We start from the raw sequence: 26,312 nt of genomic DNA, 5'->3' as shown, positions 1-26,312 counted from the left end.
CTCGGAAAACATTGTCTCAGAGGATCGAAGACTATGCGCTGATCGGCGATTGCGAGACCGCGGCGCTGGTCGGGCGCAACGGCTCGATCGACTGGCTGTGCTGGCCGGCCTTCGATTCCGACGCCTGCTTTGCCGCGCTCCTCGGCACGCACCGGAATGGACGCTGGCTGATCGCACCGGCCGAGAACGTTACCGCGACCTCGCGCCGCTATCTCGGCAACACGCTCATCCTGGAAACGCGTCTCGAAACGAAAAGCGGCACGGTTGCGCTGATCGATTTCATGCCGCCGCGCGGCAAGGCATCCGACATCGTGCGGCTGGTGCGCGGCGTTGATGGCACGGTGAAGATGCGGATGGAGCTCGTCATCCGCTTCGGCTTCGGCGTGGACATTCCCTGGGTGCGGCGGATGGATCATTCGCTGCTCGCGATCTGCGGCCAGGACATGACGGTGCTGCGCACGCCGGTCAAGACCCGCGGCGAGGACCTGACCACAATTGCAGAATTCGAGGTCGGGGCCGGCGAGACTGTGCCGTTCGTGTTGACCTATGGCCCCTCGCATCTCGATCCGCCCGCGCCGATCGACCCCGAGCTCGCGCTCGAGGAGACCGAGAAATTCTGGCAGGAATGGTGCGGTCATTGCACCCGCGACGGCGACTATCACGATCTCGTCGTGCGGTCCCTGATCACGCTGAAGGCGCTGACCTTCGCTCCCACCGGCGGCATCGTCGCGGCGCCCACCACCTCCCTGCCGGAGAAACTCGGGGGCGGCAGGAACTGGGACTACCGCTTCTGTTGGCTGCGCGATGCCACCTTCACGCTGCTGGCATTGATGAACTCGGGCTATACCGAGGAAGCCTCCGCCTGGCACAATTGGCTCTTGCGCGCCGCTGCCGGCTCGCCGGCGAACATGCAGATCATGTACGGCATCTGGGGGCAGCGGCGGCTGCTGGAATGGGAGGCGGGCTGGCTCGACGGCTATGAGGGCGCCCAGCCGGTGCGCGTCGGCAATGCCGCGCATGCGCAGCTCCAGCTCGACGTCTATGGCGAGTTGATCGACGCGTTCCACCAGTCGCGCATGGCCAAGCTCAAGCTCGACGAAGAGAGCTGGGCGCTGGAATGCAACGTGCTCAACCATCTCGCAGAGGTCTGGGACCAGCCCGATCACGGCATCTGGGAGCGGCGCGGTCAGCCCAGGCATTACGTCTTCTCGAAGGTCATGGCCTGGGTCGCCTTCGATCGCGGCATCAAGAGCGCCGAGACCTTTGGCTTCAAGGCGCCGCTGCTGCATTGGCGCACCCTGCGCGAGGCCATTCATCGCGACGTCTGCAACAGGGGCTTTGCCGCGGAGGAAAACGCCTTCGTCGAATCCTACGGCTCGAAATTGCTCGATGCCAGCGTGCTGCTGCTGCCGGCCGTCGGCTTCCTGCCGCCATCGGACCCGCGTATCCGCGGCACCATCGCTTCTGTCGAGAAATGCCTGATGCGCGACGGTTTCGTGCTGCGGCACGATCCGCGCGAGCTGCCCGCGGGGCAGCCGCCGCTCGAAGGCGCGTTCCTGGCCTGCAGCCTGTGGCTCGCCGATGCCTACGTGCTGTCGGGTGATCTCGACAAGGCGCAAGTCTTGTTCGATCGTGTGGTGGGCATTGCGAACGATGTCGGGCTATTGGCCGAAGAATATGACTCAACCGCCCGGCGCCAGACCGGCAATTTCCCGCAGGCGCTGACCCACATCGCGCTGATCAACACGGCGCACAATTTGTCGGCGGCAAGGCAGGAGAGCGAGAAGCCGGCGGTGCAGCGGTCGAAGTAGTGACTTAGCCCACCCCATTCCGCTTCAAGATCATCTCCATCGCCTCCGCAAAGCCGTCCTGCTCGTTGCTCGCGGTGACGTGGGTGGCCTGGTCCTTGACGTTGTCGGTGGCGTTGCCCATCGCGATCGAGACGCCGCTGACGCGGAACATGGCGAGGTCGTTCTGCATATCGCCGATGGTGGCGACCGCGTCGGTCGCAATGTCGAGGCGCTTGGCCATCGCCTGCACGAATGTGCCCTTGTCGAATCCGGGCGGGGTGATGTCGAGATAATAGGTCTGCGAGCGCACGGCTGTCGCCTCAACGCCGAGCGCTTCCTGCATCGCCTTTTCGCAACGCTCGAGCCCGGCGGCATCGGCGCTGGCGCCGACGATCTTGCAGGCGCTCGCGAGATAAGGCGAGAAGTCCGTCACGATGGTCGGGTCGGAGCGGATCGTGTGCTGCTCATGCGCGACGTATTTACCATCGGGATTATCGATCAGCCATTTGTCGGTGGTGAACAGCCAGATGTCGGCGCCGAACTCGCGCAGGATCTTCAGGGACCGCTCGGCCGCGCTCGCCGGGATCAGGTGCTGCTCGACCGGCCTCATCTCGGGATCGACGATCGAGGAGCCGTTGAAGGGACCGACCGGCAGCCAAAGCGCCAGCGGCTCGATCAGGAAACGCATGCCGATCGCGGGGCGGCTGGAGGTGATCGTGAAGCCGATGCCGGCCTGGTGCAGCCTCTGCACTACGCTTCTCGCGCGCTCGGTTAGCGTCTTGTCCTTGGTCAGCAGCGTTCCGTCGACGTCGGACACCACAAGGGAGATTTTCGTCATGGCAGGACCCTGTTTTTGGCCTCAGCGTTTCGTTCCGCCCAGTTTCAGCTGCCGCACCACGCCGTCCACGATCGCCTCGACGGATTCGTCGATCGAGACGGTGACGACGTGCTCGCCCACCTCCGGTGCTTCCAGCGTGTTGAACTGGCTTGTCAGCAGCTCCGGCGGCATGAAATGGCCCTTGCGCAGCGCGAGCCGTTCGGCGATCAGCTCCTTGGTGCCCTTCAGGAAGACGAAGCGGACGTCGTCGCGTCCGCGCAGCAGCACGTCACGATAGGTGTGCTTCAGCGCCGAACAGGCGATGATGACATGCCCGCCGCTCTTGCACACCCGCTCGATCTCGTCGGCGATGGCGTTGAGCCAGGGCCAGCGGTCCTCGTCGGTGAGGGGATGACCAGCCCGCATCTTCGCGACATTGCCGGCGGGGTGAAAGCTGTCGCCGTCCTCGAAGCGCCAGCCGAGCCGTTCGCCGAGTGCTTCCGCAACCGTGCTCTTGCCCGAACCCGACACGCCCATCACGATCAACGCACAAGGTGCTTCAACGCCCGCCACGAATTTCCTCCGAAAGCGCGGCCTGGTCGACCAGCCAGACGGTCTCACCATTCGAGCGCGCGCGTACAGCCGGCAGATTCTCGCCATTGAGCAGGCGCGTCAAGATCGGCTGCTTGTCGTGCCCGGCAATCTCGAACAGCATTTCGCGGCAGGCGGCCAGAGCGGGCAGGGTGAGCGAGATCCGCGGCACGAAAGGCGCGACATTGGCTTTGGGCACGCCCACCACCCAGCGCTCGGTCTCCTCGATCGCGGGGTAGCCCGGGAAGAGCGAGGCGGTGTGACCGTCCGGGCCCGCGCCCATCAGGACCATGTCGAACAGCGGCCGTGCCGGATCGAGGCTTTCAGCGCCGTAGAAGGCCTGCAGCTCGCGCGCATAGGCGGCGGCGCCTTGATCCGGATTTTCAGCCGTCGTCGGGATCGGATGGATATGGCCGGCGGGCGCGCTGCGATCGAGAAAAGTCGCGCGCGCGACCGCCATATTGTTGAGGGGATCGCTCTCGGAGACGAAACGCTCGTCGCCGATGAACCAGTGCACGCGGTCCCACGGGATCCTGCCACGCCAGGCGTCGCTGCCGAGCAATTGATAGAGCTTTTTCGGGCTGGAGCCGCCGGTCAGGCAGATCGCAATGCGGTCGGGGTTGGCGTCGATCCGCGCCATCACCCGTTCGGCGGCGGCCTGTGCCAGGGCCTCGGCGTCGGCCGCGACGATCAGCTTCGGCGTGTCGGCCGCAGCCATCACGAGAACTTCCGCCAGCTTCGTCCGTCGCGCCGCAGCAGCTCGTCGGCGCAGGCCGGGCCGTCGCTGCCGGCCTGATAGGTCTCGATGCCGTTGGTGCCGGCGGTCTTCCAGGCGTCCAGGAAGGGCTGCACGGCCTGCCACCCGGCCTCGATGCCGTCGGCGCGCTGAAACAGGATGTTGTCGCCGATCATGCAGTCATAGATCAGCGTCTCGTAGCCGGTCGAGGGATCGGCGCGGAAATAGTCACCGTAGCGGAATTTCATCTCGACGCCGTCGATGGTGATGCTCGGCCCCGGGATCTTGGCGTTGAACTGCAGCTCGATGGTCTCCGTCGGCGCGATGCCGATGGTCAGGAAATTCTGCGACAGGCGGTCGATGTCCGTGCCTGAAAACATCGACAGCGGCGCCTGCTTGAACTTGATCGCGACCTCAGTGCGCTTGTGACCCAGCGCCTTGCCGGTGCGCAAGTAGAAGGGAACGCCGGCCCAGCGCCAATTGTCGATCATCAGCTTCAGCGCGACAAAGGTCTCGGTGGTGCTGCCGGGCTTGACGTCCTCGGTCTTGCGATAATCCGTGATCGCGTCGTCGCCGATGCGGCCCGCCAGATATTGTGCGCGCACCGAATTTTTCAGCGCCTCTTCCTGGCTTGGCTGCTGGATCGAGGTGAGCACGTCGGCCTTCTCGGAGCGCACCGAATGCGCGTCGAACCGCGCAGGGGGCTCCATGGCGACCAGCGACATCAGCTGGAACAGATGGTTCGGCACCATGTCGCGCAGCGCGCCGGTGGCATCATAGAAGCCGCCGCGATGGCCGACGCCGAGCTTCTCCTCCACCGTGATCTGGATGTGGTCGATGTGGTTGCGATTCCAGATCGGCTCGAACATGCCGTTGGCAAAGCGCAGCACCAGGATGTTCTGCACGGTCTCCTTGCCGAGATAATGATCGATCCGGTAGATCTGGTGCTCGTCCATGATCTTCAGCAACTCGGCGTTCAGCGCCTTGGCCGAGGCGAGGTCGGTGCCGAACGGCTTTTCGATCACCAGCCGCCGCCAGGCGCCATTCTCCTTCATCATGCCGGTGCGGCCGAGCTCGCGCGCCGTCGGTGCGAACGCAGTGGGCGGCGTTGCCAGATAGAACAGCCGGTTGCCGCCGGTGTCCTGCGCGCATTCCAGCGAATCCAGATGTTCGCGCAGGCGATCGAAGGAGGGGGGATCGTTCGGATCGGCCTCGACGAAGGTCACGCATTCCAGCAGCTTCTTCGCGATGTCGTCGTCCACGGGACGGGTCGCGAACTGGCGCAGTCCCTTCAACAGGCTGTTGCGCAGTTCGTCATCCGACTGACCCCTGCGGGCCACGCCGACGACGCAGAACTTTTCCGGCAACAGGTGCTCGGCCGCCAGATTGTAGAGCGAGGGCATCACCAGGCGGTGGGTGAGGTCTCCGGTCACGCCAAAGATGACGAAGGCGCAATTTTCCGGCTTGCGCTTGGCTTGCGGGTCTTTTGTCACGAACGATCGGCCTTCGTTTTGCTGCGTCTTATTTGGGCTTCGAAGCATCCGGCTGCTTCGGCTCCTTGTGGCCGCCGAACCCCGCGCGCATCGCGGAGAGAATTTTTTCGGCGAAGGTGTGTTCCTGACGGGAACGGAAACGTGTGTAGAGTGCCGCGGTCAAAACCTCCGCCGGCACGGCCTCGTCGATCGCCGCGTTCACGGTCCAGCGTCCTTCGCCGGAATCCTCCACGAAGCCGGAATATTCCGCGAGCTGCGGGCTGTCGGCCAGCGCGGTCGAGGTGAGGTCGAGCAGCCAGGACGGGATCACCGAGCCGCGCCGCCACACCTCGGCGATGTCGGCGAGATCGAAATCGTAACGATGATCAGCAGGCAGCGCCTCGATATTGGCGTTCTTGAGGATGTCAAAACCTTCGGCATAGGCCTGCATCAGGCCGTATTCGATGCCGTTGTGGATCATTTTCACGAAGTGGCCGGCGCCGACCGGGCCGGCATGAATATAGCCCTGCTCGATGCGGGGATCGCGTCCGTCGCGTCCCTCCGTGCGCGGAATGTCGCCGGCACCGGGCGCGAGCGCGGCGAAGATCGGATCGAGCCGGTCGACCACCTGCTTCTCGCCGCCGATCATCATGCAATAGCCGCGGTCGAGGCCCCAGACGCCGCCGGAGGTGCCGACGTCGACATAATGAATGCCGCGCGCCTTCAGCGCCTTGCCGCGGCGGACGTCGTCCTGCCAGAAGGTGTTGCCGCCGTCGATGATGACGTCGCCTTCCTGCATCACGCCCGCGATCGTGTCGATCGTGGTCTCGGTGATGTGGCCGGCCGGCAGCATCACCCAGGCCGTGCGCGGCCGTTCGAGCTTCGAGATGAATTCCTCGAGCGTCGCAGAGCCCACGGCACCGTCCGCGGCAAGGCCCGCGACGGCCTTGGCGTCCTTGTCATAGACCACGGTCGAATGTCCCTGGCGCATCAGGCGGCGAACGATGTTGCCGCCCATCCGGCCGAGGCCGATCATGCCGAGTTGCATGTGAGAGATTCCCTTAATTCAGTGCGTCGTTGAGCGCGGCATTGAGCGCCGCGAGACCTTTCTTGAGCCCGCCCTTGAGGTGGACGCGGAGCGCACGCCGGCCGCGCTCGGTGAGCACGTCGAAATCGCCGCGTGCCTGCGCCGCCTTGATCACGCCGAAGCTCGCTTTCTGGCCGGGCACCGCAAGGTCCTTGGCATCGTCGGCGGTGATCTGGAGGAACACGCCGCTGTCGGGCCCGCCCTTGTAGGCCTGACCGGTCGAGTGCAGGAAGCGCGGACCGAATTCGGCGCAGGTCGCGACCTGACGCTTCTCGCGCACCTCGAGCCGCATGGCCTGGAGCGCGTCGATCGTGGCCTTGTCGCGCGCGATGTAGCCGAGCAGCGCGACGTAGTCGCCGTCGCCCGAGCGCGACAGATGCGCCTTCAGCCACGAGGTGAGGTCGCCGTTGGCGCCGGCGGCGCGCAGCGCCGTGGCGTTGGCCTCGTCGGTGTAGAGATCGGCCTCATCGGTGCTCACCACCGGCTGCTCCGCCGGCAATGCGCCGGTCTTCTCGAACGAGGCCGTGAGCTCGCGGGTCTTGATCTTGGCCGCTTCCACGTCGGGCTGGTCGAACGGGTTGATGCCGAGGATGCTGCCTGCCACGGCCGTCGCCATCTCGAAACGGAAGAACTCCTGACCGAGATGGTCGATCGACTTCATGACGATACGCACGACGGGATGGCCGGCGGCTTCGATCGCGGCAAGCTGCGAGTCGTGTGCGGCATCGGCTTCGCCTTCGATGCGGATGTCGATGAAGAACCGGTCGTTGCCATAGACCGAAGGATCGCCCAGCGGCTCGCCGTCGATCGGGATCAGGCCCTTGCCCTCCTTGCCGGTTGATTCCGCGATCAACTGCTCGGCCCAGGCGCCGAAATCGGCGATCTTCTCTGACGACAGGATCGTCACCTTGTCGCGGCCTTCGAGGCCCGCGAGACCCATGGCGAGGCCGAGCTGCACGCCGGGGTTCTCACTCGGCGGCACGTCCGGCCCGCAGGAGCGGGCCATCGCCAGCGCATGCTTGACGAAGGTCTTGACGTCGATGCCGGCGGTTGCCGCCGGCACGAGGCCGAACGGCGACAGCACCGAATAGCGGCCGCCGATCGAGGGCTCGCCATGGAAGATGCGCGCATAGTTCAGCTTCTTCGCCGCCTTCTCCAGCGACGAGCCGGGATCGGTGACCGCGATGAATCGATGGCCGGTCTTCACCTTGGGGCCGACCGCCTGCGCCACGCGTTCATGGAAATAGTCCTTCATCGCGTTCGGCTCGGTGGTGCCGCCGGACTTGCTGGACACGATGAACACGGTGTTGGCGATGTCGATCCTGGCTTCCATGGCCCGCACCTGCGCCGGGTCGGTGGAGTCAAGCACATGCAGCTTCGGGAAGCCGGACTTTTTCCCAAAAGTCTCGGCCAGCACCTCGGGTCCGAGGCTCGATCCGCCCATGCCGAGCACGACGGCGTCGGAGAACTTCTGCCCCTTCACGCGCCCCGCATAGTCCTCGTAGTCGGCGACGTCGGCTTTTGCCGCGCTGTCGAGCCAGCCCAGCCATTTGTTCTCGTCCGCGCCGGTCCAGACCGACTTGTCGCGCTGCCAGAGCCTGCGGATCTTGGCGGACGCCCGCCATTCCTCGGTGCTCTTGGCCACCGCCTTGCCGAGCCCATCGCCGAGCGACAGGAGCTGGCGGTCGATTGCCGGCCCGAGCACGGTGGCGCGCTTGTGGGCGACGGCGCCGTAGAGCTTGTCGGCGGCGTCGGCGAACAGCTTGACGCCGTCCTTGACGAGCTCCTCGGTGATGGCATCGAGCGAAATGCCCGAGCGCTCCAGTTCCTCCAGCACGCGGCGGGCGTCGTCGACATTCTCTTCCAGGCTGTCGCGCGGTTTGCCGTGGTCGCGGAACGCATCCAGCGTCGCCGGCGGCACCGTGTTGACGGTGTCGGGGCCGATCAGCTCCTCGACATAGAGGACGTCGCTGTAATCCTTGTTCTTGGTGCCGGTCGAGGCCCACAGCATGCGTTGCGGCTTGGCGCCCTTGGCGGCGAGCTTCTCCCAGCGCGGGCCGGAGAACAGGCGCTTGTAGTCCTGGTAGGCGACCTTGGCGTTGGCGATCGCGACCTTGCCCTTGAGCGCGGCGAGCCGCTCCTTCTCGGACGGATCGTTGGCGCGGGCGATCTTGTCGTCGAGCTGCTTGTCGACGACGGAATCGATGCGGCTGACGAAGAAGCTCGCGACGCTGGCGACATGCGACGGATCGCCGCCGCCTGCGACGTATTTCTCCAGACCGGCGAGATAGGCCTCGGCGACCTCCAGGTAGACCGCCTTGGAGAACAGCAGCGTGATGTTGATGCTGATGCCGTCGCCGATGAGCTGCTCGATCGCCGGCAGGCCCTCCGGCGTCGCCGGCACCTTCACCATCAGGTTCTTGCGATTGACGTCCTTCCAGAGCCGCCGCGCCTCGGCGACCGTGCCGGCGGTGTCCATTGCCAAATAAGGCGAGACTTCGAGGCTGACATAGCCGTCGCCGCCCTTGAGGCGGTCATAGACCGGACGGAGCACGTCGGCCGCGTTCTGGATGTCCTCGACCGCGACGGCCTCGAACAGGTCGGCGACCGACCGATCGCCGCGCTTCAGCGCCTTGCCGATGGGCGCGTCATACTCGTCCGAGCTGCCGATCGCCTTTTCGAAGATGGACGGATTGGAGGTGACGCCCTTGACGCCATCGGTCTCGATCAACCGTTTCAGGTCGCCCTTGGCGATGAAGCCACGGGCGAGGAAGTCCAGCCAGACGGCTTGTCCGTGCTTTTCCAGTTCTTTGACGGGATTCATGATGCTTATTTATCTCCAAGCCTGCGGGCGAGGGGTTTCCGCGCCGGTCCTGACGCGCTATCCTCTAGCTTACATGCTTCCTTGAGGGAACCAATCAAGGGTATGGGCGTCATACCTTCCAGTGTAACTCCGTCGCGATCATGGCGATCCAGGCGGTGGAGTTGTGTTCCGTAAAAGGCGTGGCCGTGAGAATTCGGCTCGGGTGTCGTTGCGTATCGGCTGCTTTGCTTCGTCGCCAGTGGCTGCGGAGCGCCGGTCGGCGGATTCCGGTTCGCCTGATGCATCGTGACTTGGTCGCGAATGGCCATGCTGGGGGAAAGCATGCACGCACATCGTGACGGCCTGGCGCTCGCCGTCGCCGACGGTCCGCGATCGGCCGCGCCGGCCGGATGCACCGACACGTTCCATGACCTCGAAATCAGTCCGTGTACGACCCTGATGCGGCTGCTGGTCGGGGCCGGCTTTGCCATGACCCTGCTCAGCGCAAGCCTCGCGTTCGACTGGTGGGATGGTCTCGGCGACTACGATACGGTGGTCGGCTATGTCGGCGTCGTGCTGTTCGCCCTGCTGACCAGCCGGCTGATCTGGATGCTCCCGGCCGAGCGGGGGCCGGTGGTGGTCGTCACCCCCTACGGCATCCGCGACCTCCGTATCGGCAATGAATTTCTGCTCTGGGACTCCATTGCGGAGATTTCGGCTGAAGAACACCGCGGCCGCAAGATGATCGTGCTGACGCCGACGCCGGCCCTGCAGCGGCAGCTTTGCACGATCCGCGCCTTGGCCCGTTGCGTGCGGGACGATCGCATCGTCATCCGGTCGGAGGGGCTGGCGACCGATTTTGACACACTGCTGCGCGCTTGCCGCGACCGTCACGCCGCTGCCGGCAGTCCGCGCGCCGCATTGCAGCAGGAAGATGAACACGGCAAGCAAGGCTTCGCCGTACAAGGGTCATAAGATCGCCGCTCGCGGATCGCTATGCTGCGGCGCCGGATGAGCCTCATCCCCGGTAATGCCCGGATGTTGCGAGCGAGTGACATTTTCTGGAAATGAGCCAATATAGACATAGATTCGCACAAATTACGGGCATGTGCCTGTTCGTAACTCAGCGAGTGCCTACGTTGTGCGTTGCGTCGAGTTGGCCCCAGGGTGTCCAATGATCGTCATGTGCTCACGCTGATTCGAAACGGCCTGAGGAACGGTCCGGTAACTGCTTTCGTTTCAGCTTGTAGCGGAACTCACGCGGAGAGGGATCATGTATAACGATTCTCTATTCAACGCTTTCGCTCGGTCGTTCGAGGCGAGAAGCCAGCACGACATGTCGATGGCGGAATATCTGGAATCGTGTCGAAGCGATCCCATGAAATACGCGAACGCGGCCGAGCGACTGCTAGCAGCGATCGGTGACCCCCAGACGATTGACACGGCCAAGGATACCCGCCTTGGCCGTATTTTTTTGAACCGTACGATCCGTACCTATCCGGCCTTCGCCGGGTTCTACGGCATGGAAGAAACCATCGAGCGCATCGTCGGTTTCTTCCGCCACGCGGCGCAGGGTCTCGAAGAGCGCAAGCAGATCCTCTATCTGCTCGGCCCGGTCGGCGGCGGCAAATCCTCGCTCGCCGAGCGGCTGAAGTCGCTGATGGAAGTGCAGCCGATCTACGTGCTCAAGGCGGGCGATGAACTCTCGCCCGTGTTCGAAAGCCCGCTCAGCCTGTTCGATCCCGATCATCTCGGGCCGATGCTGGAAGAGAAATACGGCATTCCGCGCCGGCGCCTCACCGGCCTGATGAGCCCGTGGTGCTACAAGCGCCTCGAAGCCTTCGGCGGCGACATCTCGCAATTCCGTGTCGCCAAGATCCAGCCGTCGCGGCTGCGCCAGATCGCGGTCTCCAAGACCGAGCCCGGTGACGAGAACAACCAGGACATCTCCTCGCTGGTTGGCAAGGTCGACATCCGCAAGCTCGAGACCTACGCGCAGAACGATCCCGACGCCTACAGCTATTCCGGCGGCCTCAATCGCGCCAACCAGGGCATCCTTGAATTCGTCGAGATGTTCAAGGCGCCGATCAAGATGCTGCACCCGCTGCTGACCGCGACGCAGGAAGGCAACTACATCGGCACCGAGAATATCGGCGCCATTCCCTTTACCGGCGTCATTCTCGCGCACTCCAACGAGGCGGAGTGGTCGAGCTTCAAGGCCAACAAGAACAACGAGGCCTTCATCGACCGCATCTGCGTGATCAAGGTGCCCTATTGCCTGCGGATCACGGAGGAGCAGAAGATCTACGAGAAGCTGATCCAGGGTTCCGAGCTCGCGGCCGCGCCGTGTGCGCCCTCGACGCTGGAGACGCTGGCGCGGTTCTCGGTGATGTCGCGCCTGCGCAAGCACGAGAATTCCACGGTGTTCGCCAAGATGCGGGTTTACGACGGCGAAAGCCTGAAGGAATCCGATCCGAAGGCGCGCAGCGTGCAGGAATACCGCGATGCCGCCGGCGTCGACGAGGGCATGGACGGCGTCTCCACCCGCTTTGCCTTCAAGATCCTGGCCGCGACCTTCAACCACGATCCGCAGGAAGTCGCCGCCGACGCCGTGCACCTGATGTACGCGCTGGAGCAGTCGATCCGCCGCGAGCAGCTGCCCGAGGAAGTCGAGAAGCGCTACCTCGAATTCATCAAGGCGGATCTGGCGCCGCGCTACGCCGAGTTCATCGGTAACGAGATCCAGAAGGCTTATCTGGAATCCTACTCGGATTACGGCCAGAATCTGTTCGACCGCTACGTCGATTATGCCGATGCCTGGATCGAGGATCAGGATTTCAAGGATCCTGACACCGGCCAGCTGCTGGATCGCGAGCTTTTGAACCAGGAACTGACGAAAATCGAGAAGCCGGCGGGCATCGCCAACCCCAAGGACTTCCGCAACGAGGTCGTCAAATTCTCGTTACGGTCCCGCGCTCAGAACGGGGGCAAGAATCCGACCTGGACCTCCTACGAGAAGATTCGCGACGTGATCGAAAAGCGGATATTCTCCCAGGTCGAGGACCTGCTTCCGGTCATCTCCTTCGGGTCGAAGAAGGACGGCGAGACGGAGAAGAAGCACGGCGAGTTCGTCGCACGCATGGTGGAGCGCGGCTACACCGAGCGTCAGGTTCGCCGGCTCGTCGAATGGTACATGCGTGTGAAGCAGGCCGGTTGAGGCGGGATGGGAGGCGAATGGTACAGTGCCCATTCACATTATTGACAGGCGCCTGAATCCAGGCGGCAAGAGTCTTGAGAACCGCCAGCGGTTCTTGCGTCGGGCCAAATCCCTGGTGCAGGGCGCCGTCAAGAAGACCTCGCAGGAACGCGACATCAAGGACGTCCTGGAGGGTGGTGAGGTCACCATACCGCTCGACGGGATGCACGAGCCGCGCTTCCGCCGTGAAGGCGGAACGCGCGACATGGTGCTGCCCGGCAACAAGAAGTTCATCGAGGGCGACTATCTCCAGCGCTCGGGCCAGGGCAGCGCCAAGGATTCCGGTCCGGGCGAGGGCGACAGCGAGGACGCCTTCCGCTTCGTGCTGAGCCGCGACGAGTTCGTCGATCTCTTCCTCGACGATCTCGAGCTGCCGGATCTCGCCAAGCGCAAGATCGCTCAGACCGAGAGCGAGGGCATCCAGCGCGCCGGCTACACCACGTCAGGCTCGCCGGCCAATATTTCGGTGAGCCGGACGGTGCGGCTCGCGCTTGCGCGCCGCATCGCGCTCAAGCGTCCCCGCAAGGAGGAGATCGAGGAGCTGGAAGCCGCGATCGCCGCGTGTACGGACGAGGACGAGCGCGTGGAGCTTCTCGCCCAGCTCGAGAAGCTGAAGGCGAAGTCCAAGCGCATTCCCTTCATCGATCCGCTCGACATCCGCTACCGCCGCTTCGAGACGGTGCCCAAGCCCGTGGCGCAGGCGGTGATGTTCTGCCTGATGGACGTCTCCGGCTCGATGTCCGAGCACATGAAGGATCTGGCCAAGCGTTTCTACATGCTGCTCTACGTCTTCCTGAAGCGCCGCTACAAGCATGTCGAGATCGTCTTCATCCGCCACACCGACCGTGCCGAGGAAGTCGACGAGCAGACCTTCTTCTACGGCCCGGCCTCGGGCGGTACGCTGGTCTCCAGCGCGCTGCAGGCGATGCACGAGATCGTGCGCGAGCGCTTCAACCCGTCGGACTGGAATATCTATGCCGCGCAGGCCTCCGACGGCGACAATTCCTATTCCGACGGCGAGCTCACCGGGCTCCTGCTGACCGACAAGATCCTGCCGGTCTGCCAGTTCTTTGCCTATCTCGAGGTCGGGGAATCAGGCGGCAGTGCCTTCGATCTCTCCGACTCCTCGCTCTGGACCCTCTATGAGCGCTTGCGCAACAGCGGCGCACCGCTCTCGATGCGCAAGGTCAGCGAACGCAGCGAGATCTTCCCGGTGTTCCACGACCTGTTCCAGCGCCGCGATACTGTTCAGGAGAAAGCCGCTCCATGACGGAACGATTGTTCGAGGGCGCCGATTGGGATTTTCACACCTTGCAGCGCATCACCGATGCCTGCGAGGCGGTGGCGATAAAGGATCTCGGGCTCGACGTCTATCCGAACCAGATCGAGGTCATCACCGCCGAGCAGATGCTGGACGCCTACTCGTCCGTCGGCATGCCGCTGTTCTACAAGCACTGGTCGTTCGGCAAGCAATTCGCGTTCCACGAAGCGTCCTATCGCAAGGGTCTGATGGGGCTCGCCTATGAGATCGTGATCAATTCCTCGCCTTGCATCTCCTACCTCATGGAGGAGAACACGGCGACGATGCAGACGCTGGTGATCGCGCACGCCGCCTTCGGCCACAACCACTTCTTCAAGAACAACTATCTGTTCAAGCAGTGGACCGACGCCGACGGCATCCTGGATTATCTCGACTTCGCCAAGACGTATGTCATGCAATGCGAGGAGCGCTACGGCCGCGTCGAGGTCGAGCGTACGCTCGATGCCGCGCATGCGCTGATGTCGCATGGCATCGACCGCTATCCCGGCAAGAAGAAGCTTGACCTGCGCGCCGAGGAGAAGCGGGCAGGGCGCCGCCGCCAGCACGAGGAGGAGGTCTTCAACGACCTCTGGCGTACCGTGCCCAAGGGGGCGTCCAAGACCCGCGCGGCGCTCAGCATCGAGCGGCGCCGCAAGCTGCTCAGCCTGCCGCAGGAGAACCTGCTCTACTTCCTGGAGAAGAGCGCGCCGCGGCTGGCGCCCTGGCAGCGCGAGCTCTTGCGCATCGTCCGCCACATCGCGCAGTATTTCTATCCGCAGAGCCAGACCAAAGTGATGAACGAGGGGACGGCGACCTACGTCCACTATCGCATCATGACCCAGCTGCACCAGCAGGGCCGCATCACCGACGGCAACTTCCTCGAATTCCTGGGATCGCACACCAACGTGGTGTTCCAGCCTGAATTCGACGATCCGCGCTTCTCGGGCTTCAACCCCTATGCGCTCGGCTTCGCCATGATGCAGGACATCGAGCGCATCGTCACCAATCCGGAAGACGAGGACCGCGAATGGTTCCCCGACATCGCCGGCAAGAACGACGTGATGGGCGTGCTGCGCGACGTCTGGGCCAACTACCGCGACGAGAGCTTCATCGGCCAGTTCCTGAGCCCCAAATTGATGCGGCAACTCCGCATGTTCCATCTGCACGACGATCCCGAGGAGCGCGCCGGCATCAGGGTCGATGCCATCCACGACGAGCGCGGCTTCCGTCGCGTGCGGCGCGAGCTGGCGCGGCAGCACGATGTCGGCTACATCGACGCCAATATCGAGGTGGTCGACGTCGATCTCTCCGGCGACCGCCGGCTGGTTCTGCATCACCACGTCATCAAGGGCGCGCAGCTCAACGAGACCGACGCCAAGCGCGTGCTGCAGCATCTGGCCGATCTCTGGACCTACGACGTCGCGCTGATCGAGGTCGATGCCAACGACAAGGTCCTGCGCGAATATGTCGTGAGCCCGCGCCCGATCCCGGCGGCGGTGGCCTGAGGCTGTCGGCTATGCGGGCAATAAGGCGAGATGTGCGTTGATGTGCCCTCGCCCCTTGTGGGAGAGGGCAGCGACGACGGCAGACACAAGCTCACTTGGGTGAGGGGTATCTCTCCACGCCTTCCCCTGCCGATAGAGACCCCTCATCCGGCGCCATAGCCGAAGCTTTGCTTCGGCGTTCTTAAGAACGGCGGCCGGCGGCCGGAGGCCGCCTATGCCACCTTCTCCCACAAGGGGAGAAGGAAGGCACTGCACTGCGGCTGTTCTATGCCGAGCGCTTTACGGGCTTCTTCTTCACCTTCGACGCGTTCAATTCCACCGCCGCGCGGATCAGCGCCTTCAACGCTTTCTCGTTGATCTCATCGCCTTCGCGAATATCGATCGCGCGCCGCACATTGCCGTCGAGGCTGGAGTTGAACAGGCCAGTCGGATCATCCAGCGCGGCGCCTTTGGCAAAGGTCATCTTCACCACGGCCTTGTAGGTCTCGCCGGTGCAGATGATGCCGTCGTGCTCCCAGACGGGAACGCCGCGCCATTTCCACTCTTCGATCACGTCAGGATCAGCCTGCTTGATCAGGCCGCGGATCCGCCCCAGCATCTCGCCGCGCCAGTCGCCGAGCTCCCTGATCCGGCCGTCGATCATCTTGGAGGGCGACGCGCTGCTCGCGTCCTTTGCACCGGCCTTCTTCGTCGTCACGGCTTTCTTCACGATCTTGCCTCGCTCACGCGTTGCTGCGACTGACATAGGGCAGCGCGAACAGATAGAGCCCGGTCGCCAGCAGCGGGATCAGCGGAACGAGCGCCAGGAAGCCAATCCACATGGCCTGAAGCTGCATGGTCATTGCGACGATGTTCGCGACGACGGCGAGCGTGAAAGCGATCGAAAGCCAGCGGTGAATCTGCCGAATCCACATGTTCGAGTTCATTGGGACCTCCTCTTGAAAATTTTTGAAATGGACGGCTGGCGGCGCGCTCAATCCGGCCGCGCCAGCAGCTCGTCCAGCTTGGTGAGAAACTGCTTCCAGCCCGCATGCGCGCCGCCAAAAGCCTGCTTCTGCGTCGGGCTGAAACCCGCCTGCTCGACGCGCAGATGCGTGCCCGCGCCCGTCGGCGTCAGCGTGAAGGTCACGACGCTTTTCAGATCGAACGCCGCGTCCTCATGCGAGAAGTTCCAGGTGTAGGCGAGCGTCTTCTGCGGCTCGATGGTGAGCACCTCGCAGTCCAGCACGCCGCCCCATTCGCCCCGCAGATTGAAGCGATGGCCGATCACGGGTTTGAAGTCGTTCTTCATCAGCCATTCCTCGATCAGATGCGGCTGCGTCAGCGCGCGCCAGATCCGCTCGGCCGGAAAGGCAAATTCGCGCTCGATGACGACTGAGCGTTTTTCGGTCACGGCTTCGTTCATTGGTCCATCCTCTTCAGGAGATCGTCGAGTGCGTCGAGCCGGTTCTGCCAGAACCCGGTCATCTGGCTGGTCCAGTCGAGCAGCGGATTGAGCGCGCCGGGCTGCGCGCTGTAATGGGTCTGGCGCCCCTCATGCCGGTCGCGCACGAGGCCCGCCTGCTTCAGCGCGCCGAGATGTTTCGAGACCGCCGGCTGGGAAACGCCCGACTGCGCCGTCAGTGCCCCGACCGTCTGCTCGCCCTCGCGGCACAGCCGCTCGAAGAGTGCCCGCCGGGTGGGATCGGCGAGCGTTCGGAACAGGAGGTCGGGGGCGGTGGACATGCCAAAATCCATAACTCAAGAGTTATGGATAAACTCATAACTGTAGAGTTATAGATAAGTCAAGAGCGGTGGGAGGATTGGTTTGGAAGGAGGCTCCGCGGGCTCCTCTTACCTCTCCCGCTTGCGGGAGAGGTCGGCGCGAAGCGCCGGGTGAGGGTTCTTTCCTCTTGGGGGCTCTCGATTGTGGAGACACCTCTCCCCAACCCTCCCCCGCAAGCGGGCGAGCGAGCGCACCACCTCCGCGGTTACCGACGTGATCTACGGGCGCAAATACAGATACCCCTGCGACTGCAACTCGGCCAACCGGACCACGCCGCCCTTTTCCGCGCTGACGAAGCCCGGCAGCAGATCCGTCAGCGTGACGTTCTGCGCCTTCATCGTGTTGCCGCAGGCGGAGAGCTCGACGCCGTCCTTGGAGAAATCGCCGACGCGCTTGCTGATGTCAGGGTTGGCCTGCGCCCAGTGAAACGCCTTCAGCGCCGGCCCGTGGATCACGAGCGCGATCGTGACGTGGTCGGGGCCACCGACGCCGTCGATGTGGTTCTGGATGTTGCCGAGCACGAAATTGACCTTCTCGGCGTCGCTGAGGTGATAGACCACCTTGAGCTTGTTCGACGGCGCGGCCTCGGTCGCGGCTTTCGCGCTGGAGGCGCCAAACGCAGCTCCGAGCGCGGATACGGCGCTCCACAAGATGTTCCGGCGGTTCATGGCGATCTCCCTAACCTCAGGAGACATATCATTTGTGACGGAGCGCGGCGAGTTCCTTGCGGTCGGTCACGAGCGAGGCGCACTCGCTGGTGTCGGTGCGACCAAGCCGGAAGATCTTGTCGTCGGCGCCGGCGACCAGCGACCGCTCGGCGTCGTCATCCGGCTTGTTGTTCTGCCAGACCCGGATCTGCACGAGGCGGATGATCGCCGACTTGTCGTCCTTGGACAGCCCCACTTCGATGCCGCCGCCCTCGCAGTCGACGCCGCAGCCCATGCGGACTTCGTCGCCCTGACTGAGAAGCACCGCGTGGCTGCCGCACGACCCGCTGGAGTCGAAATCGCCGCTGCGATGGCGATAGCGGAAGCCAAGGCGGAACGAATTGTGCAGCTGCTTGTCCTCCTTGTCGGTCTCCGCCGAGATCAGCAGCTTCATGGACGCGACCTTCTGCTTGGGGTGGTGCGCCAGATGCTCGGCGTCGTAGCGCCGGACGAAGCAGGCATAGGCCTTGTCGCCAGGCGCCCCCGCATAGACTCGCGCCGTGAAGGCCTCCGCTTCGGCCTTCGTGGTCTCCCGGACCTTGTCGGCCTCGTCGGCGTGAGCGATGCCGGCGAAGGCGGCAAGGACGAGCGGCAGGAAAAGAGCAAGCTTCATGATCGCACCGGGCACGTGAACCACCGTCAACCCGCAACGCGCAGGCGGGGGCGGACTGGCTGTTAGTCGCAGGCGGCGAACGGCGCGTTCAAGCACTGCTGGCCCCACGCCTTGCGGGCAGCCCCGCGCAAGGTTCCCGTCTTAACAATTTCGAAGGAGGGGCGTTGGTAAACCCCTGGTTGTTGCAGATGACCGGTGGCGGTCGAAATGTCCGTAAGTCAGAACTTGCCCAACCTTGCGATTGGCTATTCCCTTGCGCGGCTGTTCAAGTTGTTGGGAGCCGGCCTGTTGGCGACGCTGCTGTGCGGCGCGCTCGCATTCAGCTGGCACTCTAGCAAGGACATCGCCACGATCCAGATCGCGCTCTGTTATTTCGGCATCGTGTTTTTCGGCTTCGCCACCTGCAAGACGCTCTGGACGTTGATCTCCGCCAGGGAGCCGGTCCTCTTCATCACCCGTGTCGGCATTCGCGACACCAGGATCGCCGATGACACCATCTCGTGGAGATCGGTGAGGGACATCTCGATCTTTCGCTATCGCAGCCAGAAGATCGTCGTTCTTCAGGTCGATCCTCTTCTCGCCGAGCGGTTCGAAGGCGGCTTTCTGAAGCGCGTCTTGTCGCTGCTGAACAAGCCCATTGGCGCGGACGGCGTGCTCGTCACGGGCGGCCTGACCATGGACGGCGAAACGCTGTTCGAGACCTGCAAGCAATACTGGACGGCCGGACGGCTGGCATATACGGCCCGTCCCGTGACGGAGCCAGAGCCCGTCAGCTAGTCCAGGCCGCAGTCGAGGCGGACAGCATTGCTTTCACGAAACACTGCGTGTTGGCAGTCGCCGCATGCGTGACGCGTTCAACTCGCTTCCACGCGCAGAGCGAAGCGAGGCGGCCTGGTTCCATGTGCGGCTTTAGTCGAACCTCAAGCCAGGAAGGTTCAATCGGCACGGGCCTTCGTTTTTTGGGAACTCGATGCCGTCAGTCATTCGACATTGTCCCCATTCGTCGATGTGATAGCCTTCACAGGCGATTGCTCTTGGCAGTCGTAGAGTGGGGCCGCCTCTCGTCGCGCGTGGAGTCCCCGCAATGGGCGAAATTCGCAACTTCAGATCCGGAAATCAGGACGGGCCGCCTCCACATGGCCCCATGCCTCGTCGTCTCGCGGCGATCATTGTCGGCGACATCGCTTCCTACAGTCGCATCATGCAGGCCGACGAGGAGGGAACGCATGTCCGCGTCAAGCGGATCGAGCGGGATATCATCCAGCCCAGCATCGTCGAGCACCATGGCACGCTGGTGAAGACGACGGGCGACGGCTTTATCGCCATCTTCGATAGCCCGGTCGAGGCCGTTCGATGCAGCATCGTCATCCAGCAGAATCTCCTCGGCCGCAACGCCCCGCTTCCCAAGCATTCACGGCTCGAATACCGGATTGGCGTCAATCTCGGCGACGTCATCGTGGAGCCGGACGATGTCTACGGCGACGGCGTCAACATCGCCACACGCATCGAAGGCATCGCGGAGCCCGGTCAGGTCTATATCTCGGGTGCGATCTACGAGCAGATCAAGCACAAGGTCGTATGCGGCTATGAATCGCTCGGAGACCGCAAGGTCAAGAACATCACCGATCCGGTGCGGGTCTATCGCGTGCTGCCGGACGCAGACGCAGTCGGCAGGACGCGCGGCCGGCGCGAGAGCGTCCTGCTCTTTCTTCTGATCATGGCATTGCTGGTGATCGCCGGCTACGTGCTTTGGTACGTGCTGGTGCAGCACCGCAGCCAGGTGGGGCAACAGGCTGCCGCTCCTCCCGCGGCGCCGTCAGCTTCGCCGATGCCGCAATCCGTTCCATCGTTACCGCGACCGGCGGTACCGGCGCCTCAAGCTGCACCCGCGGCTCCGCCGTTACCCACCACGACGCCATCGCCCGCCGCATCGCCTTCACCATCTCCGGCATCCGCTCCATCGGTGACGGCGGTCCGAGAACCCGAGATGATCGCCGTTCGCGGCGGCAGCTTAGCCATGGGAAGCAATGACGATCCGACGGAGCGCCCGGTCCACCAGGTCACGATCAAGCCGTTCTCGATCGGCAAATATCCGGTGACCGTGCAGGAGTGGAACGAATGCGCCGATGCAAAGGCGTGCTCCTTCACGGCCACCGGCAAAGACGACGCGCCGGTCAGCAATGTGAGCTGGACCGACGCGCAACAATATGTGGCGTATCTCTCCCAGGCGACGAAGAAGCCGTATCGGCTTCCGAGCGAAGCCGAATGGGAGTACGCGGCGCGCGGCGGAACGCAGAGCAAGTATTGGTGGGGTGACAAGCTGCAGCCGGGCATGGCCGGCTGCAAGGATTGCGGCAACCTCGCCAGCGAGCAGCCGACGAAGGTCGGCAGCTTCAAGCCAAACCCGTTCGGCCTGTACGACATGGGCGGCGGGATCGACCAGTGGGTCGAGGATTGCTGGCACAAGAGCTATCAAGGCGCGCCCGGCGACGGCTCGGCATGGACCGGCGCCGACTGCTCCTCGCACGTCCTGCGCTCAGGCTCCTGGAAGAACGATTCGCGATATGTGCGGCCATCCAACCGCGATGGTTACGACACCAATGTCCGTTATCCCACGCATGGATTCCGCGTCGCGCTTAGTCCGTAAGTGCTGGAGTGGATTTGATGAAGATCATTTTTTGCGCCGCATTGGCGGCGGCGATAGCATTGCCTCCCGGCGGAGCCTGCGCGCAGGGCAAGACCGCGCCTAAGGACGCCAAGCTCTATTTCATCAGTCCGCGTGACGGGCAGAAGCTTCGCGGTGCATTCTGGGTCCGGTTCGGTTTGCGCAACATGGGCGTGACGCATGCCGGCGACGACTACCAGAACGCCGGCCATCACCATTTGCTGGTTGACGTCAACGACGCCATCGATCCCAAGGAGCCAATTCCGCAGGACAAGTCGCATCTGCATTTCGGCGCCGGGCAGACCGAAACCCAGCTCGAACTTGCACCCGGAACGCACACGCTGCAACTGGTCCTCGGCGACGCCAAGCACTATCCGTTCGAGCCGCCCATCGTGTCAGAGAAGATCACCATACGTGTCAGGCAACCAGTTGCCGGCAAGTGATCAGCGCAGGCTGGCGTTGATCTTGTCCAGCACCGCCGAGCCCGGGCACAGCGTGTCCGCTTCCAATGTGTTGAGCGGCGTCTCGACCGTGTTGAGATGCTCGTGCAAATCTTCCGCGTCGGGATCGACGTACAGAAGACCGGTGACGATCTGCCCCTTGGCGGCGTGCCGCGCGAGGAAGGTCTGGGCCCCCAACCGGTCATGCGGATCGTAATCGGCGTCGATCTTGCGCAGCGCGATCTTGCTGCCGTCATGCTGCTCGACCACCTGCACCGTGCCCGGCGCGTAGTCCACGGCGATCGGATCGCGGCCGACCAACACGTCGAGCCGGTTCACGGCGTCGTTGTGCTCGCGGACATAGTCGAAACTCTTGGTCGAGCCGGCGTGGTTGTTGAAGGCGATGCAGGGGCTGATGACGTCGATGAAGGACGCGCCCTTGTGGCCGATCGCGGCCGCGATCAGCGGCACCAGCTGGCTCTTGTCGCCGGAGAACGAGCGCGCCACGAAGGTGGCGCCGAGCTGCAGCGCGATGGCGACGAGGTCGATGGCGTTGTCGGTGTTGGTGACACCCTTCTTGCTCTTCGAGCCGCGGTCGGCGGTCGCCGAGAACTGGCCCTTGGTCAGGCCGTAGACGCCATTGTTCTCGACGATATAGGTCATGTTGACGCCGCGCCGGATCGAATGCGCGAACTGGCCGAAGCCGATCGAGGCGGAATCGCCGTCGCCCGAGACGCCGAGATAGATCAAATCGCGGTTGGCAAGGTTGGCGCCGGTCAGCACGCTGGGCATGCGGCCGTGCACGGAGTTGAAGCCGTGCGAATTGCCGAGGAAATAGTCCGGTGTCTTCGACGAGCAGCCGATGCCGGAGATCTTCGCCACCCGGTGCGGTTCGATCGAGAGCTCGTAACAGGCCTCGATGATCGAGGCCGTGATCGAGTCGTGGCCGCAGCCGGCGCACAGCGTCGAGATCTTGCCCTCGTAGTCGCGATGCGTGTAGCCGAGCTCGTTCTTCTTGAGGCCCGGGTGATGAAATTTCGGCTTGGCAATATAGGTCATGACACGGCCTTGCGGAGCGGGGTCACCTTGAGGTGATCCTGGTGGTCGCCAATGGCTTTTGCGATGAAGCGGGCGGTGATCGGGGAGCCGTCATAGTGCACGATCGGCACGAGGCGCACCGGGTCGATGCCGTTCTCGTTGACGATGAGCTGGCGGAGCTGGCTATCGCGGTTCTGCTCGACGACGTAGACGAAATCGTGCTCGGCGAGGAAGCTCGCCACGCTCGAGTGGAACGGGAAGGCGCGGATGCGCAGGCGGTCGAGCTGATGCCCGCGCGCCTCGAGTAGCCCGATCGCCTCGTCCATCGCCGGCGAGGTCGAACCGAAATAGATCACGCCGTATTTGGTCGGCCGTTCCGCATTGGCCTGCAGCGGCCGCGGCACCAGATCCTGCGCGGTCTCGAACTTGCGCATCAGGCGCTGCATGTTGTCGGCGTAGACCGAGCCTTCCTCTGAGTAGCGCGCATAGCGATCACGCGAGGTGCCGCGGGTGAAATAGGAGCCCTTGGTCGGATGCGTGCCGGGATAGGTGCGATAGGGAATGCCGTCGCCGTCGACGTCGAGGTAGCGGCCGAAGTCGCGCCCCTCTTCCAGCATCTCCGCGGTCATCACCTTGCCGCGGTCATACTGCTTCGCGTCGTCCCACTTCAGCGGACGGCAGAGCCGGTGGTTCATGCCGATGTCGAGATCGAGCATCAGGAAGATCGTGGTCTGCAGCCGCTCGGCAAGATCGAACGCGGCTGCCGCGAACTCGAAGGCCTCGGCCGGGTCTTCCGGGAACAGCAGCACATGCTTGGTGTCACCGTGCGAAGCATAGGCGCAGGCGATGATGTCGCATTGCTGGGTACGCGTCGGCATGCCCGTCGAGGGGCCGGCGCGCTGGATGTTCATGATCACGGCCGGGATCTCGGCAAAATATGAGAGGCCGATGAACTCGGTCATCAAGGAGATGCCGGGGCCGGAGGTCGCGGTGAAGGCGCGGGCGCCGTTCCAGGAGGCGCCGATGACGATGCCGATCGAGGCCAGCTCGTCCTCGCCCTGCACGATCGCGTATTTCGCCTTGCCGGTCTCAGGGTCGTGCCGGTACTTCTTGCAATGGGCGGTGAAAGCCTCCGCCACCGACGAGGACGGCGTGATCGGATACCAGGCGCACACGGTCGCGCCGCCATAGACGGCGCCGAGCGCGGCGGCGCTGTTGCCCTCGATGAAGATGCGGTCACCGACCTTGTCGGACTTCTTCACCCGCAGCCCGATGGGGCATTTCAAATTCTGCAGCGCCCAGTCGCGGCCGAGATGCAGCGCGTGGACGTTGGAGGAGAGCAGCTTCTCCTTGCCCTTGTACTGCTCGCCGATCAGCTGCTCGATCAGCCTCGGATCCATGTCGAGCAGCGCCGAGAGGCTGCCTAAATAGATGATGTTCTTGAACAGCTGGCGCTGGCGCGGATCGGTGTAGGTTGAATTGGTGATCGCGGTGAGCGGCACGCCGATCACGGTGATGTCGTCGCGGAATTTGGTCGACGGCATCGGCTTGGTGGAATCGTAGAACAGGTAGCCGCCGGGTTCGATGCCGGCGACGTCCTTGTCCCAGGTCTGCGGATTCATCGCGACCATCATGTCGACGCCGCCGCGGGCGCCGAGATGGCCGTCTTCGGTCACCCGCACCTCGTACCAGGTCGGCAGGCCCTGGATGTTGGAGGGGAAGATGTTGCGTGGGGAGACCGGCACGCCATGGCGCAGGATCGCGCGGGCGAACATCTCGTTGGCGCTGGCCGAGCCCGAGCCGTTGACGTTGGCGAAGCGGACGACGAAGTCGTTTACGCTGCTGAGCGGCTTTTTGTCGGGCATGTCGAACCTGCGTGGGTCATCTCGATGAAATATTTCTGCATGTCCCAGGCGCCGGTGGGGCAACGCTCGGCGCACAGCCCGCAATGCAGGCAGACATCCTCGTCCTTCACCATCACGCGTCCGGTCTTGAGGTCGCTGGAGACGTAGAGGTCCTGGTCCGGATGGGGCGAGGGCGCCTTCAGGCGCTGGCGCAGATCGCTTTCCTCGCCATTGCCGGTGAAGGTGATGCAGTCCATCGGGCAGATGTCGGCGCAGGCATCGCACTCGATGCAGAGCGAGGTCGAGAACACGGTCTGCACGTCGCAGTTCAGGCAGCGTTCGGCTTCGCCCAGCGCGAGCTTGACGTCATAGCCCAGCTCGACCTCGGCGCGGATGTCCTTCAGCGCGATCACCTTGTCGCGATGCGGCACCTTGAAGCGCTTGTCGTTGGAGATGTCGTTGTCATAGCTCCATTCGTGGATGCCCATCTTCTGCGATGAGACCTGCACCTCCGGGAGCGGTCGCTCGGTGATGTCCTCGCCCGAGAGCAGTCTGTGGATCGAGAGCGCGGCATCATGGCCGTGCGCGACCGCCCAGATGATGTTCTTGGGCCCGAAGGCGGCGTCGCCGCCGAAGAACACTTTCGGGTTGGTGGATGCGAACGTCTTCGGATCGACCTTGGGCATGTGCCATTTGTCGAACTCGATGCCGCAATCCTGCTCGATCCAGGGGAAGGCGTTCTCCTGGCCGACGGCGACCAGCACGTCGTCGCAGGGAATGGTCTGATCGGCGTCGCCCGAAGGCACGAGGTTGCGGCGGCCTTTGGCGTCATATTCGGCTTTGACGTGCTGGAAGGTGACGCCGATGAGCTTGCCCGCGACATGCTTGAATGCCACCGGCACCATGTAGTTGAGGATCGGAATATCCTCGTGGATCGCGTCCTCCTTCTCCCACGGCGAGGCCTTCATCTCCTCGAAGCCGGAGCGCACGATCACCGTGACCTTCTCGCCGCCGAGCCGGCGCGCGGTGCGGCAGCAATCCATTGCGGTGTTGCCGCCGCCGAGCACGATCACGCGCTTGCCGATCTTGTCGACATGGCCGAACGACACGTTGGCCAGCCACTCGATGCCGATATGGATGTTGGCGGCGGCCTCCTTGCGGCCGGGAATGTCGAGCTCGCGGCCGCGCGGCGCGCCGGAGCCGACGAAGATCGCGTCGTACTTTTGGGCGAGCAGCGATGTCATGCTGTCGATGCGGTGCCCGCCCTTGAACTCGACGCCCAGACCCAGGATGTAGCCGGTCTCCTCGTCGATCACGGAATTGGGCAGGCGGAACTTCGGGATCTGCGTGCGCATCATGCCGCCGGCTTCGGGATCGGCATCGAACACGGTGCAGTGATAGCCGAGCGGCGCGAGATCGCGCGCCACCGTCAGCGAGGCCGGGCCGCCGCCGACCAGCGCGACGCGCTTGCCGTTCTTCGGCGAGGGGCGCGGCAAGCGCTGCTTGATGTCGTCCTTGAAGTCGGCCGCGACGCGCTTGAGGCGGCAGATCGCGACCGGCGTCTCCTCGACGCGTCCGCGGCGGCACGCCGGCTCGCAGGGACGATCGCAGGTGCGTCCCAGAATTCCGGGAAACACGTTCGATTTCCAATTGATCATGTAGGCGTCGCTGTAGCGGCCTTGGGCGATCAGTCGGATATATTCGGGAACCGGGGTGTGTGCAGGACAGGCCCACTGGCAATCGACTACCTTGTGAAAGTAGTCGGGGGCCGCGATATCGGTCGGTTTCATTCCTACCCTGTCCGCGCAGGCTCAAAGACCCGGCGGCCTCTTCTGAGCTTGGCGAACGCTTAATATGCGTCGATCTGGTTTCTGAATGACGTC

Annotated in this window: 23 protein-coding genes; 8 read left to right on the top strand and 15 right to left on the bottom strand. The window is 63.8% G+C overall.

The window, feature by feature from the left end:
* The first annotated feature begins 11 nt into the window (after nt 1-11).
* Nucleotides 12-1,811: a glycoside hydrolase family 15 protein gene (locus tag RAD15_RS16630; RefSeq protein ID WP_458179216.1), complete on the top strand. Its 1,800-nt coding sequence runs from the start codon at nt 12-14 to the stop codon at nt 1,809-1,811.
* Nucleotides 1,812-1,815: 4 nt separating this feature from the next.
* Here RAD15_RS16630 and RAD15_RS16625 read toward each other — a convergent pair whose 3' ends face one another.
* From RAD15_RS16625 to RAD15_RS16600, 6 genes are read right to left on the bottom strand one after another with little or no spacing between them, the layout of a single operon-like run.
* The gene (locus RAD15_RS16625) at nt 1,816-2,628 is read right to left on the bottom strand and encodes an HAD family hydrolase (protein WP_458179215.1); all 813 of its coding nucleotides are present in this window, start codon (nt 2,626-2,628) and stop codon (nt 1,816-1,818) included.
* A 21-nt stretch (nt 2,629-2,649) separates the two neighbouring features.
* A complete protein-coding gene (locus tag RAD15_RS16620) occupies nt 2,650-3,180 on the bottom strand; it encodes a gluconokinase (protein WP_458179214.1) in 531 nt (176 codons plus the stop codon).
* A complete protein-coding gene (pgl, locus tag RAD15_RS16615) occupies nt 3,167-3,916 on the bottom strand; it encodes a 6-phosphogluconolactonase (RefSeq protein WP_458179213.1) in 750 nt (249 codons plus the stop codon). Before pgl ends, RAD15_RS16620 begins: the two co-directional genes overlap by 14 nt.
* Nucleotides 3,916-5,427, bottom strand: coding sequence for a glucose-6-phosphate dehydrogenase (zwf, locus tag RAD15_RS16610; RefSeq protein ID WP_458179212.1), 1,512 nt, complete (start codon nt 5,425-5,427; stop codon nt 3,916-3,918). Before zwf ends, pgl begins: the two co-directional genes overlap by 1 nt.
* 28 nt (nt 5,428-5,455) lie before the next feature.
* Nucleotides 5,456-6,454, bottom strand: coding sequence for a phosphogluconate dehydrogenase (NAD(+)-dependent, decarboxylating) (gene gnd, locus RAD15_RS16605; protein ID WP_458179211.1), 999 nt, complete (start codon nt 6,452-6,454; stop codon nt 5,456-5,458).
* 13 nt (nt 6,455-6,467) lie between these two features.
* Entirely contained in the window at nt 6,468-9,317 is a 2,850-nt protein-coding gene (locus RAD15_RS16600; protein WP_458179210.1) for a bifunctional transaldolase/phosoglucose isomerase, read from the bottom strand.
* 300 nt (nt 9,318-9,617) lie between these two features.
* Between RAD15_RS16600 and RAD15_RS16595 the strand changes: the two genes are divergently transcribed.
* The 4 genes from RAD15_RS16595 (at nt 9,618) to RAD15_RS16580 (ending at nt 15,357) form a co-directional block, all read left to right on the top strand.
* Nucleotides 9,618-10,271, top strand: coding sequence for an STM3941 family protein (locus RAD15_RS16595; RefSeq protein WP_458179209.1), 654 nt, complete (start codon nt 9,618-9,620; stop codon nt 10,269-10,271).
* 298 nt (nt 10,272-10,569) lie between these two features.
* Complete coding sequence (locus RAD15_RS16590) at nt 10,570-12,513, top strand: PrkA family serine protein kinase (RefSeq protein ID WP_458179208.1); 1,944 nt, start codon at nt 10,570-10,572, stop codon at nt 12,511-12,513.
* A 31-nt stretch (nt 12,514-12,544) separates the two neighbouring features.
* Entirely contained in the window at nt 12,545-13,822 is a 1,278-nt protein-coding gene (locus RAD15_RS16585; RefSeq protein ID WP_458179414.1) for a YeaH/YhbH family protein, read from the top strand.
* The gene (locus tag RAD15_RS16580; RefSeq protein WP_458179207.1) at nt 13,819-15,357 is read left to right on the top strand and encodes a SpoVR family protein; all 1,539 of its coding nucleotides are present in this window, start codon (nt 13,819-13,821) and stop codon (nt 15,355-15,357) included. Before RAD15_RS16585 ends, RAD15_RS16580 begins: the two co-directional genes overlap by 4 nt.
* A 265-nt stretch (nt 15,358-15,622) precedes the next feature.
* Here RAD15_RS16580 and RAD15_RS16575 read toward each other — a convergent pair whose 3' ends face one another.
* The 6 genes from RAD15_RS16575 to RAD15_RS16550 form a co-directional block, all read right to left on the bottom strand.
* Nucleotides 15,623-16,066, bottom strand: coding sequence for a DUF1801 domain-containing protein (locus RAD15_RS16575; protein WP_458179206.1), 444 nt, complete (start codon nt 16,064-16,066; stop codon nt 15,623-15,625).
* 13 nt (nt 16,067-16,079) lie between these two features.
* Complete coding sequence (locus RAD15_RS16570) at nt 16,080-16,283, bottom strand: hypothetical protein (protein ID WP_458179205.1); 204 nt, start codon at nt 16,281-16,283, stop codon at nt 16,080-16,082.
* A 47-nt stretch (nt 16,284-16,330) separates the two neighbouring features.
* On the bottom strand, nt 16,331-16,762 hold the full coding sequence (locus RAD15_RS16565; protein ID WP_458179204.1) for an SRPBCC family protein: 432 nt from the start codon (nt 16,760-16,762) through the stop codon (nt 16,331-16,333).
* Nucleotides 16,759-17,082, bottom strand: a complete 324-nt coding sequence (locus tag RAD15_RS16560; protein WP_458179203.1) for an ArsR/SmtB family transcription factor — start codon at nt 17,080-17,082, stop codon at nt 16,759-16,761. The genes RAD15_RS16565 and RAD15_RS16560 overlap by 4 nt, the downstream gene beginning before the upstream one ends.
* 258 nt (nt 17,083-17,340) lie before the next feature.
* The gene (locus RAD15_RS16555) at nt 17,341-17,790 is read right to left on the bottom strand and encodes a DsrE family protein (RefSeq protein WP_458179202.1); all 450 of its coding nucleotides are present in this window, start codon (nt 17,788-17,790) and stop codon (nt 17,341-17,343) included.
* Nucleotides 17,791-17,818: 28 nt separating this feature from the next.
* Entirely contained in the window at nt 17,819-18,442 is a 624-nt protein-coding gene (locus RAD15_RS16550) for a hypothetical protein (RefSeq protein WP_458179201.1), read from the bottom strand.
* 207 nt (nt 18,443-18,649) lie between these two features.
* Here RAD15_RS16550 and RAD15_RS16545 point away from each other — a divergent pair, with 207 nt between their 5' ends.
* The 3 genes from RAD15_RS16545 (at nt 18,650) to RAD15_RS16535 (ending at nt 21,550) form a co-directional block, all read left to right on the top strand.
* On the top strand, nt 18,650-19,219 hold the full coding sequence (locus RAD15_RS16545; protein ID WP_458179200.1) for an STM3941 family protein: 570 nt from the start codon (nt 18,650-18,652) through the stop codon (nt 19,217-19,219).
* Nucleotides 19,220-19,526: 307 nt separating this feature from the next.
* A complete protein-coding gene (locus RAD15_RS16540) occupies nt 19,527-21,089 on the top strand; it encodes an SUMF1/EgtB/PvdO family nonheme iron enzyme (protein ID WP_458179199.1) in 1,563 nt (520 codons plus the stop codon).
* Nucleotides 21,090-21,106: 17 nt separating this feature from the next.
* On the top strand, nt 21,107-21,550 hold the full coding sequence (locus tag RAD15_RS16535; RefSeq protein ID WP_458179198.1) for a DUF4399 domain-containing protein: 444 nt from the start codon (nt 21,107-21,109) through the stop codon (nt 21,548-21,550).
* Here the strand turns inward: RAD15_RS16535 and RAD15_RS16530 are convergent, their stop codons facing one another.
* From RAD15_RS16530 to RAD15_RS16520, 3 genes are read right to left on the bottom strand one after another with little or no spacing between them, the layout of a single operon-like run.
* Nucleotides 21,551-22,606: a 2-oxoacid:ferredoxin oxidoreductase subunit beta gene (locus tag RAD15_RS16530; protein WP_183244867.1), complete on the bottom strand. Its 1,056-nt coding sequence runs from the start codon at nt 22,604-22,606 to the stop codon at nt 21,551-21,553. It lies immediately after the preceding gene.
* Entirely contained in the window at nt 22,603-24,450 is a 1,848-nt protein-coding gene (locus tag RAD15_RS16525; protein ID WP_458179197.1) for a 2-oxoacid:acceptor oxidoreductase subunit alpha, read from the bottom strand. Before RAD15_RS16525 ends, RAD15_RS16530 begins: the two co-directional genes overlap by 4 nt.
* Nucleotides 24,420-26,219 (bottom strand): FAD-dependent oxidoreductase, encoded by a 1,800-nt coding sequence (locus RAD15_RS16520; RefSeq protein ID WP_458179196.1) that lies wholly within the window; start codon nt 26,217-26,219, stop codon nt 24,420-24,422. Before RAD15_RS16520 ends, RAD15_RS16525 begins: the two co-directional genes overlap by 31 nt.
* Nucleotides 26,220-26,312: the final 93 nt, after the last annotated feature.

The organism is Bradyrhizobium sp. 14AA (assembly GCF_054185205.1).
This window is presented reverse-complemented; position numbering and strand designations above follow the sequence as displayed.